The sequence below is a fragment of the Prochlorococcus marinus XMU1411 genome (genome assembly GCF_017696075.1).
Classification (GTDB): domain Bacteria; phylum Cyanobacteriota; class Cyanobacteriia; order PCC-6307; family Cyanobiaceae; genus Prochlorococcus_A; species Prochlorococcus_A marinus_V.
Map to the genome: position 1 here is coordinate 1 of NZ_JAAORI010000001.1, position 16,102 is coordinate 16,102.

The 16,102-nt window shown below is 29.4% G+C and carries 11 protein-coding genes and 1 pseudogene; 9 read left to right on the top strand and 3 right to left on the bottom strand.

Annotation, left to right across the window (positions count from 1 at the left end; all coding sequences use genetic code 11):
* The first annotated feature begins 162 nt into the window (after window positions 1–162).
* From dnaN to purF, 4 genes are read left to right on the top strand one after another with little or no spacing between them, the layout of a single operon-like run.
* Complete coding sequence (gene dnaN / locus HA145_RS00005; RefSeq protein WP_209127290.1) at window positions 163–1,323, top strand: DNA polymerase III subunit beta; 1,161 nt, start codon at window positions 163–165, stop codon at window positions 1,321–1,323.
* A gap of 1 nt (window position 1,324) precedes the next feature.
* The gene (locus HA145_RS00010; RefSeq protein ID WP_209127291.1) at window positions 1,325–2,032 is read left to right on the top strand and encodes a PRC-barrel domain-containing protein; all 708 of its coding nucleotides are present in this window, start codon (window positions 1,325–1,327) and stop codon (window positions 2,030–2,032) included.
* Window positions 2,033–2,035: 3 nt separating this feature from the next.
* A complete protein-coding gene (gene purL, locus HA145_RS00015; RefSeq protein ID WP_209127292.1) occupies window positions 2,036–4,375 on the top strand; it encodes a phosphoribosylformylglycinamidine synthase subunit PurL in 2,340 nt (779 codons plus the stop codon).
* A gap of 47 nt (window positions 4,376–4,422) precedes the next feature.
* On the top strand, window positions 4,423–5,883 hold the full coding sequence (purF, locus tag HA145_RS00020) for an amidophosphoribosyltransferase (protein ID WP_209127293.1): 1,461 nt from the start codon (window positions 4,423–4,425) through the stop codon (window positions 5,881–5,883).
* Here purF and HA145_RS00025 read toward each other — a convergent pair.
* The 3 genes from HA145_RS00025 to queG form a co-directional block, all read right to left on the bottom strand.
* Window positions 5,880–8,321, bottom strand: coding sequence for a DNA gyrase/topoisomerase IV subunit A (locus tag HA145_RS00025; RefSeq protein ID WP_209127294.1), 2,442 nt, complete (start codon window positions 8,319–8,321; stop codon window positions 5,880–5,882). The genes purF and HA145_RS00025 overlap by 4 nt on opposite strands.
* An 87-nt stretch (window positions 8,322–8,408) precedes the next feature.
* Window positions 8,409–9,263 (bottom strand): tetratricopeptide repeat protein, encoded by an 855-nt coding sequence (locus HA145_RS00030; protein WP_209127295.1) that lies wholly within the window; start codon window positions 9,261–9,263, stop codon window positions 8,409–8,411.
* A 4-nt stretch (window positions 9,264–9,267) separates the two neighbouring features.
* On the bottom strand, window positions 9,268–10,215 hold the full coding sequence (gene queG, locus HA145_RS00035; RefSeq protein ID WP_209127296.1) for a tRNA epoxyqueuosine(34) reductase QueG: 948 nt from the start codon (window positions 10,213–10,215) through the stop codon (window positions 9,268–9,270).
* A 144-nt stretch (window positions 10,216–10,359) separates the two neighbouring features.
* Between queG and HA145_RS00040 the strand changes: the two genes are divergently transcribed.
* The 5 genes and pseudogenes from HA145_RS00040 (at window position 10,360) to argH (ending at window position 16,016) form a co-directional block, all read left to right on the top strand.
* Window positions 10,360–11,091, top strand: a complete 732-nt coding sequence (locus tag HA145_RS00040; RefSeq protein ID WP_432421774.1) for a DUF502 domain-containing protein — start codon at window positions 10,360–10,362, stop codon at window positions 11,089–11,091.
* A 3-nt stretch (window positions 11,092–11,094) separates the two neighbouring features.
* The gene (gene nusB / locus HA145_RS00045; protein WP_209127298.1) at window positions 11,095–11,724 is read left to right on the top strand and encodes a transcription antitermination factor NusB; all 630 of its coding nucleotides are present in this window, start codon (window positions 11,095–11,097) and stop codon (window positions 11,722–11,724) included.
* Window positions 11,725–11,781: 57 nt separating this feature from the next.
* A pseudogene (ftsY, locus tag HA145_RS00050) lies at window positions 11,782–13,163 on the top strand (signal recognition particle-docking protein FtsY).
* 67 nt (window positions 13,164–13,230) lie between these two features.
* Window positions 13,231–14,574 carry a PP2C family protein-serine/threonine phosphatase gene (locus HA145_RS00055; protein ID WP_209127299.1) on the top strand — a complete coding sequence of 448 codons (1,344 nt, stop codon included), beginning with the start codon at window positions 13,231–13,233 and terminating at the stop codon, window positions 14,572–14,574.
* Window positions 14,575–14,636: 62 nt separating this feature from the next.
* Window positions 14,637–16,016, top strand: a complete 1,380-nt coding sequence (gene argH, locus HA145_RS00060) for an argininosuccinate lyase (RefSeq protein ID WP_209127300.1) — start codon at window positions 14,637–14,639, stop codon at window positions 16,014–16,016.
* Window positions 16,017–16,102 lie beyond the last annotated feature (86 nt).

A 16,102-nucleotide genomic window follows, 5' to 3' on the forward strand; every position in this document is an offset into this window, starting at 1 on the left:
ATAACGTTTTTAAATTAAGAATTCCACAATTTCCACAATAACTACTACTACTAATTTATATATTTTTTTTAAACCTTTATATTAGAAAAAGAGAATAAAATAAATGATTGAATTTAATTTACGAAAAAAGTATATTGTATTTGTAAAAAGTTCTCAATTCCGATGGAGATTATTTGTAATCAAAATGAGTTAAATAATGCAATACAACTTGTAAGCAAAGCAGTTGCTTCACGTCCAACTCATCCGATTCTTGCAAATATCCTCTTAACAGCTGACCAAGGAACAAATAAAATTAGTTTGACAGGATTTGATCTTAATTTAGGAATACAAACTTCTTTCGATGGAACTGTTAAAAATAGTGGTGCTATTACGATACCTGCAAAACTGTTATCTGAAATAGTAAACAAATTACCTAACGAAACTCCTGTTTCTTTAGAAGTAGATGAGAATTTAGATAACATTTTAATAAAAAGTGATAGAGGTTCTTTTAATCTTAAAGGTATACCTTCTGATGACTATCCAAATTTGCCATTTGTCGAAAGTGGGACTTCTTTAAATATTGATCCAAGTTCTTTTTTGAAAGCTGTAAAATCAACGATTTTTGCTACTAGCAATGATGATTCAAAGCAGTTACTTACAGGAGTCAATTTCACCTTTAAACAAAATTATCTAGAGTCTGCCTCTACAGATGGTCACAGATTGGCAGTTGCTTTAATTGGTAATGATGAAGAATATACAGTAAACAAAGACAAACCACCCATAAACCAAGATGATTTTTCAGTAACTATTCCCACTAGATCATTAAGAGAAATTGAAAAATTAGTATCTTTAAAAAGCTCTGAAAATTCAATAAAGCTTTTCTATGACAAAGGGCAAGTGGTTTTTATTTCGTCTAATCAAATAATTACAACTAGAACCCTTGAAGGTACCTATCCTAATTATTCACAATTACTTCCTGATACCTTTTCTAAGATTTTTAATTTTAAAACTAAAAAATTAATTGAAGCACTAGAAAGAATTGCTGTTTTAGCAGATCAGCAGAGTAGTGTTGTTAAGATTAAGATTGATAATACAGATTTAGCTTCCATCAGTGCAGATGCACAAGATATTGGTAATGCAAATGAATTAATACCTGTTTCCTATTCTGGAGAAAATTTTGATATTGCATTTAACGTTAGATATCTTTTAGAAGGTTTAAAAATTATTTATTCTGAAAATGTACTTTTAAAGTGTAATCTTCCAACTACACCAGCTGTTTTTGTTCCTGAAGATAATTTAAATTCTTTTACTTATTTAGTCATGCCTGTTCAGGTTCGTTCTTAACTTGAAATTACCTAAAGAAATTTTATTAAGTGAATTATTAAGTTACAGTGTTAAGGGCAATATGGCCCTTTATTACGGAAATGGAGAAAATGTTTGGATGCATCCTCCAGTTCATCGAATTTTAGGATGGTACTCTCGCCCTTCAAATTTTGATTTAAAAAGAAATGTTTGGCGTTTAAATCAAATAAGTCAAATAATAGATAATGAAATTTATGTTAAAGGTGATCCAGCTATTTCTGATTTAGCAACTTTAAATAGGTTCCCAACATTAATAGAAGCTAATCTCATAAATATCAATGGATCAAAAATAGGGGTTATTGCAGACTTTTTATTCGAAATGAAAACTGGTAAAATTAAATATTATTTAGTTTCTCGATCAAATCCTAAGATTCCAGGTTCTAGTAGATGGAAATTAAATATTGAAACTATTAATGATCAACAACCTGGATTGGTATTTTGCGAAAGTAATTCTTTAGACGATTTATCTTTAATAAAATCAAGTATAAAACATGAATTTTTACAAAAAGGAAAAAAAATATTTGACAGATTTGATGAAATGAAAAACATAGCTTCTAATAAATTAGAAGATTGGCTTGAAGAAGATGAAGATATAAACCAAAATTTAGATTTAAAACAAAAAAGTTTTTATAATGATGATATATCGACAAGATCTTTTAGTGATAAAAAAGAAGATGACCCTTGGATCTAAAGAATGATAAATCCAGAAAATAATGATCAGTATGATCTTAATGAAGCACTAAAAGTTGAAAATTTAACGATTAATGACTACGAAGAAATTTGCAGAAGACTAAAGAGAAAACCAAATAGAACTGAACTAGGAATGTTTGGTGTGATGTGGTCTGAACATTGTTGTTATAGAAATTCAAAACCTTTATTATCTGAGTTTCCCACTAAAGGAAAAAATGTTTTAGTTGGACCTGGAGAAAATGCTGGTGTTATTGATGTTGGAAGTAATCAAAAACTTGTTTTTAAAATAGAAAGTCATAATCATCCATCGGCAATTGAACCTTTTCAAGGCGCGGCAACAGGTGTGGGCGGAATATTAAGAGATATTTTTACAATGGGAGCCAGGCCTATCGCAGTTCTGAATTCATTGAGGTTTGGAAATCTTGATAAATCATCAAATATCGATTTGCTTCGGGGAGTTGTTTCAGGTATTTCACATTATGGAAATTGTGTAGGTGTGCCTACTGTTGGAGGTGAAATTGATTTTGATGATAGTTATTCTGGAAATCCTCTAGTCAATGTTATGGCTTTAGGACTTTTGGAGACCAATGAAATCGTTTGTTCTGGAGCTAAAAACGTAGGGTCACCTGTACTATATGTTGGAAACACAACTGGGAGAGATGGTGTTGGTGGGGCTAGTTTCGCGAGTTCAGAATTAACTACTACTTCATTAGATGATAGACCTGCAGTTCAAGTAGGTGATCCATTTGTTGAAAAAAGTCTTATAGAAGCATGTTTAGATGCTTTTAAGACCGGAGATGTAATTGCAGCTCAAGATATGGGTGCGGCTGGTTTAACCTGCAGTAGTGCAGAAATGGCTGCAAATGGAAATTTAGGTATATCTATTGATTTAGATTTAGTTCCTTCTAGAGAAGATAATATGTCTTCTTATCAATATTTATTATCTGAATCGCAAGAGAGGATGTTATTTGTCGTAAAGGAAGAAAAAATTAATTCGCTTATTGAAAAATTTAATAAATGGGGATTGTATGCCAAAGTAATTGGTGAAGTAATAGAGGCTAATGAGGTAATTATTTCTCACAAAAGCAAAATTGTTGCTCAAATACCTACTTCTGCATTATCTGATGATACTCCTATTGATTTTCATAATGTGATTAATAATCCACCTCATTATTTATTAAAGAAATGGGAATGGAAAGAAAATAAGTTACCAGAAATTTATGAGCAAAAAATATTCTCCTTGAAGGAAAATAAGATTTTTTCTTGTGAAGAAATTATTTTAAAACTTCTATCTAATCCCTCTATAGCCTCTAAAAGATGGGTTTATAAACAGTATGATTCTCAAGTGCAGGCAAATACAGTGTTTAAACCTGGAGAATCTGATGCAGCTGTTATAAGACTTAGAGAACAAAATGAAAAAAATAAAAATAGAGTATTTTCTGGTGTTGCTGCATCAGTTGACTGCAATAGTAGATGGGTTTTTCTTGACCCTTTTAGAGGAACTATCGCTGCAGTTGCTGAATCTGCCAGAAATGTTAGTTGTGTCGGAGCTGAACCAGTAGCAATTACAAATAATTTGAATTTTTCTTCTCCTGAGAATGACATAGGATATTGGCAACTTTCTTCTTCATGTAAAGGAATTTCTGAAGCCTGTAAAGCTTTAGAAACTCCTGTAACAGGAGGAAATGTTTCTTTATATAATGAATCAAAAAATAAAGATAATGAAATTACTCCTATTTATCCGACACCAGTAATTGGAATGGTTGGAAAGATAGATAATGTTGAAAAAGCTATAAGTAGTGCCTGGAAAAATGTTCATGATCAAATATGGTTAATTGGTTCTCATAAATCAGAAACAACAATAGCAGCTAGTTCTTATTTGGAATACTTTCATGGAGAAATTGCAGGTCGGCCTCCAAAAATAGATTTGTATGATGAAAAGTTCTGTCAGAGTTTTTTAAGAAATGCGATTTTAAAAAGTTTTGTAGTCTCTTCTCATGATATTAGCGATGGTGGTTTAGCTATTGCTTTAGCAGAGTGTTGTATTTTGTCTTCAAAAGGTGCAAAGATAGAATTGAATCAAGATACTATTAGATATGATAATTTATTATTTGCAGAAGGAGGTTCTAGAATTATTTTTTCAGTAAATAATATGAAAGAAAAAGAATGGATTAATTATTTAAAAAAAATCCAAATAAATTCTAAATCAAGTATATTTTTAAAAAAAATAGGATATGTTTCTAATCAAACTTTAAACATAAAAATTCAAGATAACGATATCTGCAATATTAGAGTTGAGGAATTAACCGAAAAATTTAATAATAGTATTTCCAGTCACTTTTAAATATGCAAAATATTTCTCAATTATCCAAATCTTTAAGAAATTAAGTTATGTGCGGAATAGTTGGAATCGTTTCTTCAGATGATGTAAATCAACAAATTTACGATAGTCTTTTACTTTTACAACATAGAGGCCAAGATTCAACAGGAATAGCCACAATGGAAAATACAATTTTTCATATACATAAGGCCAAAGGTCAGGTAAACACTGCTTATAGAACAAGAGATATGAGGAATTTAATCGGCAGAATCGGTTTAGGTCATGTTAGGTATGCAACAAAAGGATCAGCAGAAAGTGTTGAGGAAGCTCAGCCTTTTTATGTTAATGCTCCTTATGGAATTGTTTTGATACATAATGGCAATTTAACTAATACCAGAGATTTAGAAAAACAATTATTTAATATCGATAAGCGTCATACAAACTCTTCAAGTGATACTGAAATGCTATTAAATATTTTCGCTACAGAATTACAAGAACAAATTCATAATCATGAATTAGAACCAGACATTATTTTTGATTCTGTTAAATCTTTGCATAAAAGAATTCAAGGATCATATGCTTCAATTGCATTAATTTCAGGACATGGTTTATTAGCTTTCAGAGATCCTTTTGGTATAAGACCTTTAGTTATAGGTAAAAGACTTTCATCAATTACAAAAAAAGAAGAGTGGATGGTGGCTAGTGAATCTTTAGTGCTTGAGAATAACGATTATCAAGTAGTGAGAGATGTAGATCCTGGAGAAGCTATTTTTATAAATCTTAATGGCGAGTTTTTTTCTAAGCAATGCTCAGAAAATCCAATCTTATGTCCTTGTGCTTTTGAATATGTTTATTTAGCTAGGCCAGATTCGATTATGAATGGAATTTCAGTTTATAAAGCTCGTTTAAAAATGGGAGATTATTTGGCTGAAACAATAAAAACAACAATTAACTCTGGAGATATTGATGTTGTAATGCCTATCCCTGATTCTTCTCGACCTGCAGCTATGCAAGTGGCAAGACAGTTAGGCATTGAATATAGAGAAGGTTTTTTTAAAAATAGGTATGTTGGTAGAACATTCATAATGCCTGGTCAGCAGAAACGTAAGAAATCTGTAAGACAAAAATTAAATGCCATGAGTGCAGAATTTAAAAATAAAAATGTATTAATTGTTGATGACTCGATAGTTAGAGGTACTACTTCAAAAGAAATTGTTCAGATGGCTAAAGATGCAGGAGCAAATAAAGTTTTTTTTACATCAGCAGCACCCCCTGTTCGTTTTCCCCATGTTTATGGAATTAATATGCCAAATAGAGATGAATTAATAGCTCACGATAGAACAGTAAGAGAAATCGCTGATCAGCTAGAAATCGATAACCTGGTTTATCAAAGTGTTGAAAATTTAAGTAAATCTATAATAAGTGATTCTTCTATTAAAGAATTAGAGATGAGTTGTTTTACAGGTTTTTATGTAACAGGAACAGTAAATCAAGAGTACTTAAATTGGGTTGAAAACGAATATAAATCTTAGTCAAGATAGCTTTCGAGTCGAAAACAATTTTCAAGATATTCTCCTTTTTCTAATTTTAAAAAGTCAATTAAAAAATTTGTTCTCTTTGATTTGAAATTTAATTTATCAAATTTTAACCTTGCAGATTTATTTTTATTAGTTTCAATATCAAGGTAATTATTACTAGGTAAAACTTTTAGGAAGTAATCGTTTTTAAGTTTAGTTATTTCATTTAAGTAACCTAAACTGTATTCATTTGCATAATAAATTTCATTACTATTTATACAAAAGATTTTTCCTTGTTTAGAAACTAAATAAATATTTTCTCCATTCTGATATGGACAACAGGAAACAATCTTTTCAGTTGGTAAAAGTCTTGCAATCATTAAACCTTGAGATTGTTTAGTAGTTGGCATAAAAAATTTGTTTGATAAATTAAATTTAAAAATTCTTCCTATTGAGGTTAATATTATTAAATTTTTTTCTTCATCAGAAATAAATGAATCAATTATTTTAATATTATTTTTTAATTTTGATATTGCAAAAGATCTATTACTTTTAATCATATCATCATCAAATAAAACTTTTTTAAATCTTCCGTCCGAATTCAAGATGCATAAATAATTTTTTATTCCTTTTTTAATTGAATGAAAGTTTATTATTTCATTCGGATCAATATTGCCAAGTATTTTATTATCTAATTTATAGTCATTATTAATTTTTGATTCCCAATCAATGTGAAAAACTTTTCCCGTGAAGGTTATTCCAAATATTTTTATATTTTTATCGATACTACATATAAATTTTTGAATATTTTTATTATCTATAAATTGATTTACATCTTCAAACGATTTCTTATAATTATTAAAGATCATCTTTCTTAAATATAATCTATTGTCTATATATAATTTAGTTTTTTTATTAATAAAGTCTTCTAAAATTTGATTGTTTATATTTTCTAATTCTTCATTCTGATCTATATTTTTGAGTATTTTCGTTTTTCTTTTAATATTATATTTTTTCTTTAATATTAATAATTCTTCAATTAGTAATTTAAGTAATAGTTTTCTTTCATTAAGTAATTTTTGAAAATAGTCTTTTTTCTTTTGTAAATTATTTATATCATCATCAATTTGATTTTTCTCTAAATTTGTTAATCTTTTTAGTGGCATATCTAATACCGAATTTGCTTGTTTTTCACTTAAGCAAAAATTATGAATCAACATTGATTTAGCTTCTGATGAGTTTTCTGAATTTTCAATAATATCTATTACTTTTCTTATGTCTTTTGTTGCTTTTGATAAACCTTCCAATATTTCTAGTTTTTCAAGAGTATTTTTTAGAAAATAATGAGTTCTTTTTCTAATTGTTTCTTCTCGAAACTCCAGAAAATAGTCAAGGTATTGTTTTAAATTTAGTTGTACAGGTTTTCCTTTAATCAAAGCTAAAAAAATCGCACCAAAGTTTGTTTGTAGAGTTGTTTTCTTATATAAATTAGATATTACTAGTTCAGTATTAGAATCTTTTTTTAACTCTACAACAATTCTCATCCCATCTCGATCGCTTTCATCTCTGATATCAGAAATACCATTAATTTTGTTTGAATTTACAAGTTCTGCTAGTTTTTCAATCCAACCTGCTTTGCTGATCTGAAAAGGAAGTTCTGTAATGATTAATGCATTTTTTTTATGTTTACCTTTGCCAAAATTTATTTCTTCTTTATTTATTACGCCTCTTATCGGTATTGATCCTTTTCCTGTTTCGTAAAGTTCTTCTATTGTTTGATTAAAAATTAGTTCTCCTCCAGTAGGAAAATCAGGTCCTTTAATAATGTTGGAAAGTTTTTTAATACTTATATCTTTATTTTCTACTAAAGCAATTAAACCATCTATAACTTCTCCTAGGTTGTGAGGGGGAATGTTTGTTGCCATTCCAACAGCAATACCTGATGAGCCGTTTAACAATAAAAATGGAAGTTGTGCTGGAAGAACATCAGGCTCTTTTTGTGAGCCGTCAAAGTTATTTGAGAAATTTACTGTTTCTGATCCAATCTCTTTAAGAAATCCTTCATGAGCTATGGGCGCTAATCTGGTCTCGGTGTATCTCATTGCTGCTGGAGGATCATTATCAACAGATCCAAAATTTCCATGGCCGTCTAAAGTTGGATATTTAGTTGAAAAATTTTGGACTAGCCTTACTAATGCGTCGTAGACTGCTTGATCTCCATGAGGATGGTATTTTCCTAGTACATCCCCAACAACTCTCGCACACTTTCTAAACGGCCTATCAGGAGTTAAACCTAATTCATACATTGCAAATAGTATTCTTCTTTGAACAGGTTTAAGGCCGTCTCTTGCATCAGGAAGAGCTCGACCAACTATTACGCTCATTGCATACTCAAGATAAGAACGTTGCATTTCTTCTTGGAGAGATATAGAAGTGAATTTTTTCTTATCCATCAGAGTGCAGAATTAAAGTATGCATTAATTAACTAAATTAAGACTAATAGGTAAACAAATATTTTCCAGTATTGAAACTTAAGAAGATTAATTTATTTTGGATTTTGCCAATATTACATCCGTTTGTAGTTTTTCATTTTGTAAGAGGATTTCTGTTGATTTTTGTAATTTTTCACCCCATAACTGTTCTTGCCTATAATTGTAATTAACATAATTTGGATCTTTAATTAAAGCTTTTTTTGCAAGTTCAAGAGCTAATGTAATATCTTTCATTCTTAAACACGAAGCAAGTCCTAGTAAAGGTTCTGCATTCTCCTCAATTGAGATCGCTTTTTCAAAAAGTTTTATTGATAGATTGATGTTGTTTTTTTCGAAATAAGCTAAACCTTGATTATTTATTGCTTGCCAGAAATCAGGTTTAATTTTTAGAGACTTATCAAATAATTTGATAGCTTCCGAGTAATTTTTTTTCATTAAAAAAATATTTCCAAGCTGAAAAATAGCTTTATAGCTATTTGGTGCAATACTTAATCCTGTTTCTAAAGCAGTTTTTGCGCTTTGTAGTTTTGAAATTTTAAAATAAATATTACTTTTAGCAAAATAAATTTCACTTAAATTAGAATTAATTTTTTCTGCATTTTCTAGAGAATATAATGCTTCTTTGTAAAGTTTATTAGCTACTTGCGCTTCAGACAAAATTAACCATAGTTTTTCATTTTTTTTATTTATTTTTACAGCTAATTTCGCTAAGTTAAGGCTTTGTTCATATTGACCAAAATATAAAAGTTGATATGCATTTCTCCCTATAGATAAACTTTCTTTATCTAAGTTTTTAATCGTTGGGAAATAATAATATGGAACTAATGATTTAACTTGTTCTACTTTAAAAAAGTAAAAGCTAATTAAAGATAAACATATTATTTTTTTTATAAAATTTTTCATATATTTATTTATTACTCATATTTGCTTTTATGTTTCTTCTCCACATCCATGGTTTAATTCTTTTTAATGTCGTACCTTTAAGATTATCTTGCCAAGTTTTATCACTCCATTTTAACGATTCATTATTTAGATTTTTAATCCATTCTTTTGGAGTATTTTCAAGAATATTATTAAGAGGCACTGATTCATTCCAGGGGCATACATCTTGGCAAATGTCACAACCTGCAACCCATCCATTTAAATTTTTTACTATTTTTTTGGGAATAGTTTTTTCTTTGCTTTCTATAGTGTGATAGGCAATACACAAATCTGACTGTATTACAAAAGGTTCTATTATTGCTTTTGTGGGACAATGTTCAATACACTTGTCACATTTTCCGCATAGTGATTCATGTGGTTTATCCGGCACTAGATCTTTTGTAAGGATAATAAAACCCAAAGTCAACCAAGAACCATGTTTTTTGTTTATTAAATTGCTATTTTTACCAATCCATCCTAGGCCAGATTCTTCAGCCCATGCTTTTTCAAGAAGAGGCGAGGTATCAACACATATTTTCCATTTGCAATCTGGAATTTCTAGGTTAATCCATTTACCAATATTCTTTAATTTTTTTGAAATCACCTTATGGTAGTCTTCTCCTTGACTAAATTTCCCAATCTTGAAGACTTTTTCTTTGTTGTTGTTTAGTGAACTAATGTAATTAAATCCAACGCTTAAGACACTTTTTGCTCCTTCAAGAAGCAAGCCTACATCTTTTCTTCTCTCTGCTTCCATCCATTTCATTTCAGCATGGTGGTTGTTTGATAACCATCTGTCTAATGCATTGGTTCTCAATTTTAATCGCGAGCTGCCTGGAATTGAAGCAATTCCACATACTGTAAAACCTTCAATAATTGCTCTTGCTTTTAACTTTTTGCTTATTTCTTTTTTGTCTTCAAGTGTATTAATCATTTCTTTATTATGTATATCATTTCTCTTAAAAGTAATTTCTTGCTATTGAAACAAATAAATATTTTTAATTTATTAAGAAAAAATATATCCTAACTTAATAAAAACAGTTAAATTATTAGTAAAGTTAATATAGTAAGAAACGTTATTTTGGTTGATTCTAATCAAGATTCGAACCTAGGATCTAGGCTTCAACAGGATCTAAAAAATGATTTAATAGCAGGATTGTTGGTTGTAATACCTTTAGCAACCACTATTTGGCTTTCATCATTAGTTAGTAAATTTGTTTTAACATTAGTTACTTCTGTTCCTAAGCAACTAAATCCTTTTATTAATTTAAATCCTTTATTACAGGATTTGATTAATCTTACTTTGGGTTTAACAGTACCCTTATTAGCTATTTTGCTAATAGGCTTAATGGCGAGAAATTTTGTTGGAAGATGGTTATTAGAATTTGGAGAAGGTACTTTATCAAAAATACCTGTAGCAGGTGCAGTTTATAAAACTTTAAAACAATTGCTCGAAACTTTCTTAAGTAATAAATCTAATCGATTTAGAAGAGTTGTTTTAGTTGAATATCCACGAGAAGGCCTTTATAGTGTAGGGTTTGTAACTGGTGATGTTGGTCCCTCTCTGCAGCAAGAATTAGAAGAAAAGTTGCTAAGTGTCTTTATACCTACAGCACCAAATCCTACTACTGGTTGGTATACATTGGTTCCTGAGACATCTGTTAAGGATTTGGATATATCTGTTGAAGATGCTTTTAGAACAATAATTTCCGCTGGGATAGTAAATCCAGACGAGAAAAATAACATTACAAATCCAACATTTTCAAAATTATTTTCACAATTACGCGCTTCCACTAATACTTCTTCTTAATTGATGCATAATAATAAATCTCTTTCTAGAGAATTATCTTTAATTTCTCTTGGCTTAATCAAAGATAAAGGTGATTTCAAATTAGAAAAATTTCAGATAGAAGAGATTTTTGAATCTGCTTTAGATTCTTTAATAAATCACTTCAGAGATGAATTAGATAATTGTGAATCAGACTTAGAAAATGCATCACAAAAAATATTAGAAAGTGAATTGCATGAAGGACGTGATTCCTCTTTTGCAAAAGTTAGAGATGAGTTAAAAAATTCTTTAAAAAAGATCGAAAATGTAATGAATGCTCTCTCAGTAACTATAGACTTTCCAAAATTAATAGTTTCCAGTGGACAAATTGATATTAGAGAAGACGTCAATCAAAGGATTAGTAAAATAATTAATAACCTAACAACCATTGATTCTCATATTGACCAAGTAATGGATGGATGGAGATTAAAAAGATTACCAAGGATTGACCGAGATATTTTGCGTTTAGCATACGTGGATATCAATTTTTTGGACACACCTGTTGCTGTTGCTTGTGATGAGGCAGTACATTTAGCTAATAAATATAGTGATATGCAAGGAAGAAAATTTATCAATGGAGTTTTAAGGAGATTACAAACAGTAAAATCTCAATGATTATTTGATATAAATAAATAGTATTTTAAATTTATTAGATACGTCTAAAAAATATCAATGACTAATACTGATTCCGATAACTCTCGAGAATGGGCTGCTCAAGCTTATGCACTTTTAAAGAAGAGACAAGAAGAACAAAAACAAGATTTACCAAAGCAAGAAGAACAAAAACAAGATTTACCAAAGCAAGAAGAACAAAAACAAGATTTACCAAAGCAAGAAGAACAAAAACAAGATTTACCAAAGCAAGAAGAACAAAAACACAAGATTTACCAAAGCAAGAAGAACAAAAACAAGATTTACCAAAGCAAGAAGAACAAAAACAAGATTTACCAAAGCAAGAAGAACAAAAAAAGGAATTTATTGATAGTGCTAATAAAAAAAATATTTTGGTACCGCCAAAAACTATTATTGAGCCAGAATTAGGTGAATTTGATGATAATTTTACTTGGTCTGCAATGGTATTAGCTGCCCAAGGAAAAACAATAAATCAAATATCGATAGATGAAATTGATTGGTTAACTAAATTAAGAAGGGGATTAGAAGAAACACGAAAAGGTTTTGTTACTGAATTATTGGATAAATTAGGAGACGATCCTCTCACTCCTGAGTCATTGGATGATTTAGAGACATTATTAATAAGAGCTGATGTTGGGATAGATTCAACTGATAAAGTTATAAATTCCTTAAGAAAAAAATTAAATGAAGAAGTCGTAGGTGCAGAAGCAGGAATAAAATTTTTAAAAAAAGAATTAAAATCAATTATTGATAAACCAATAAAAAACTCAGGTATCGATCTTTTAGTGCCTCAAAAAGGAAGATTAAATGTCTGGTTATTAGTAGGAGTTAATGGTGTTGGTAAAACTACAACATTAGGAAAATTAGCATATTTGTCATCAAGGAGTAATTATAAAACCTTGATCGCTGCTGCTGATACGTTTAGAGCGGCGGCAGTAGAACAACTTAAAGTATGGGGTGAGAGGAGTAATGTAGATGTTATATCTAATCAATCAAAAAATGCTGATCCGGCTGCTGTAGTTTTTGATGCAATCAATTCTGCAAAAAAAAGAAATGTTGACTTATTACTAGTTGACACAGCAGGTAGATTGCAAACAAAAAATAATTTGATGGATGAATTAGCAAAAATAAAAAAAATTATTGATAAAAAGGTTCCAGATGCAATCATTGAATCATTACTAGTTTTGGATGCAAGTCAAGGTCAAAATGGCTTAAAGCAGGCAAAAAGTTTTGCTGAATCAGCTAATTTAAGTGGAGCAATTATTACTAAATTGGATGGCACTTCAAGAGGCGGGGTATCTTTAGCCGTCTCAGAAGAAGTAAATTTGCCAATAAGATTTATTGGTGCTGGAGAGGGTATAAAAGATTTGAGACCTTTTAATAGTTATGAATTTGTGGAGGCTTTGCTTGCAGATCAATAAATATTAAATTAAATTTTTTTAAAAATTTAAATTTAATGTTAGAACATATTTATCTATTAGATTTGTTGTGACAAATAATCAAAAAGAAAAACTATTTTCAAACAAATTTATTAAAAAATTTTTAGATGATTACTCTAAAGTATCTTTAAAAAATAAGTCCAAATTTACTGAAATTGCACTGTCATTGTCATATTATTTGAAGTCTTTTTCCAATATAAATAAATTACTTGATTATATTTGCTTAATTTTTAAACATATTTTTAAAGAAAAAATAATATTAATTCTACCTTTAAATTATGAAGGAGAAATATGGAATGAAAATATTAAAATTTCTGCAAATAATGAATATTTAAAAATTCAAGGAGAAATTAATACTTTTTTGAATCAATTTAACTTCTCTAAAAATTTTAAAATAAAGGAAATTCTAACTTTCGAAAATGATTTAAAAAATAATTTCAAAGAATACAAAATTGAAGCAGACAAAATATTATCAAGAGGTAAATGCAGAGGATTTGTTTACATTTTTAGTAAAGATTTATCAAGTGACTCAATCACTGATGATTCTAATTTTAACTTTATTAAAAATTGTCTGGCTATTGGATTAGAAAATTATTGTTTGATCAAAATAAAGAAAAAGCACGAGAATGTTGATAGAGAAATTTCTACTGGTGCAGAAATACAATCTCAATTACTCCCAGATTACTGTCCAATTATCTATGGTGTAGATCTTGCTGCTCATTGTAGACCAGCTCTTCAGTTAGGAGGAGATTATTATGATTTTATGTGTTTAAAAACTAATATCTCAGAAAAAAGAAAAGAAAAAGCTAGATGGGCTTTAGTAATAGGTGATGTTATGGGTAAAGGGATTCCAGCTGGCCTTCTAATGACTATGCTAAGAGGTATGTTACGCGCGGAGGTTCTTACAGGATTACCTCCAGATAGAATTTTGTATGATTTGAATCAATTAGCAATAAATGATTTAGATCAATCTCATAGATTTGTGACATTATTTTATTCAGATTATGACCCTAGAACAAGAAAATTGAGATTTGCTAATGCAGCCCATAATCCGCCTTTACTTTGGAAAAGTTCAGATCAGAAAATCATAAAATTAGATTCAGAAGGATTTGTCCTTGGCTTACAAAAAGATGCTGAATATGATTGTGGTGAAATTAAACTCAATGAAAATGATTTAGTGCTTTATTACACTGATGGAGTAATCGATACATCTAATTCTGCAGGGGAAAGATTTGATGAGCAAAGGCTAATTAAAACCCTTACAAAATTATGTAAACAATCCTATTCATCCCAAGAAATTTTAAATAAAATTTTTAAAAAATTAGATGACTTCACTGGACAAAATAGACACCTGGACGATGACGCATCTATGGTTGTTTTTCAATTGAAATAGATATTTTTTGTCACTCATATAAAAAAATGCTTTATTAGAGATATCTAAAGCTAAAAATTGATATGGCAAAAGTTTGGAGTAAAAGATTTGATAATACACTTAATCCTTTTATTGAAAAGTTTAATGCATCTATAGGTTTTGATAGAAAGCTTATTTTAGAAGATTTGGCTTGTTCTATTGCTCACGCCAAAATGCTTGGTAAAACAGAAGTTTTATCCTCTTCCGAAACTTTGCAGATTATTAATGGTTTAGAGAAAATAAAAGTTGAGTATTTGGAAGGTAAATTTTTTCCTAGTTCTCCTTCTGAAGATATTCACTACTGTATTGAAGAAAAACTTATTAGTCTAATTGGTGAAACTGGAAAAAAATTACATACTGGTAGAAGTAGAAATGATCAAGTTGGCACAGACATAAGATTATGGCTAAGAAAAGAGATTGACAATCTTGAAATTTTAATAATTGACTTACAAAAATCTTTTTTAAATCTTGCGAAATCTAATATTTATACCTTAATTCCTGGATATACACATATGCAAAGAGCACAACCATTGTCTTTGGCTCATCATTTATTGGCTTATTTAGAAATGTTCCAAAGAGACCGTGAAAGGTTTAAAGAAGTGAGGTTAAGAGTAAATACTTTACCATTAGGCGCTGCAGCATTAGCAGGTACAAAAATAAAAATAGATAGGAACTTTACAGCTGCAGAATTGGGTTTTCAAAAAATTTATAAAAATAGTATTGATGCAGTGAGTGATAGAGATTTTTGTATAGAATTTGTTTCTGCATCTGCGTTGGCAATGTCTCATTTAAGTAAAATTTCCGAGGAAATAATTTTATGGGTAACTGATGAATTTTCTTTCGCTAAATTAACAGACAAATGTGCTACCGGTAGTAGCTTAATGCCTCAGAAAAAAAATCCAGATGTTCCAGAATTGATCAGAGGTAAAACGGGAAGAGTTTATGGACATCTTCAAGCGCTGTTAACTATGGTTAAAGGGGTACCACTTGCATATAATAAGGATTTTCAAGAGGATAAAGAGCCAATATTTGATACTGCAGAGACTATATCTTCTTGCATTAAAGCAATGACTATTTTAATAAATGAGGGCATTGAATTTAACATTAAAAATTTATCTGATTCCGTAGAAAATGATTTTTCTAATGCTACTGATTTGGCAGATTATTTAGTTTGTAAACAGGTACCTTTTAGAACTGCTTATCAAGTTGTCGGTGAAATTGTTAAATATTGCTTAGAGAAAAAAATGTTGTTTAAAGATCTTAAAATTGATGAACTTAAAGAATTTCATCCCAAATTTGATGAAGATGTTTTTGTGGATCTTGAACCCTTTAATGTTGTTAAATCAAGAACTAGTGAAGGTGGCACTGGTTTTAGCCAAGTAGAAAAGGAGGTAATTCACTGGGAGAAAAAATTATTACTTTAAATCTGAATTATTTTTCTACAACAAGGGTATGCTTTGAAGTAGAATAGAAAAGTAGTGTTATAAAACTATTCCAAGTAGTTTTTTTA

Coding starts and splice junctions, on each gene's coding strand:
- dnaN (WP_209127290.1), top strand. CDS start 163: ATGGAGATTATTTGTAATCAAAATGAGTTAAATAATGCAATACAACTT.
- purL (WP_209127292.1), top strand. CDS start 2,036: ATGATAAATCCAGAAAATAATGATCAGTATGATCTTAATGAAGCACTA.
- purF (WP_209127293.1), top strand. CDS start 4,423: ATGTGCGGAATAGTTGGAATCGTTTCTTCAGATGATGTAAATCAACAA.
- HA145_RS00025 (WP_209127294.1), bottom strand. CDS start 8,321: ATGGATAAGAAAAAATTCACTTCTATATCTCTCCAAGAAGAAATGCAA.
- HA145_RS00030 (WP_209127295.1), bottom strand. CDS start 9,263: ATGAAAAATTTTATAAAAAAAATAATATGTTTATCTTTAATTAGCTTT.
- queG (WP_209127296.1), bottom strand. CDS start 10,215: ATGATTAATACACTTGAAGACAAAAAAGAAATAAGCAAAAAGTTAAAA.
- nusB (WP_209127298.1), top strand. CDS start 11,095: ATGCATAATAATAAATCTCTTTCTAGAGAATTATCTTTAATTTCTCTT.
- argH (WP_209127300.1), top strand. CDS start 14,637: ATGGCAAAAGTTTGGAGTAAAAGATTTGATAATACACTTAATCCTTTT.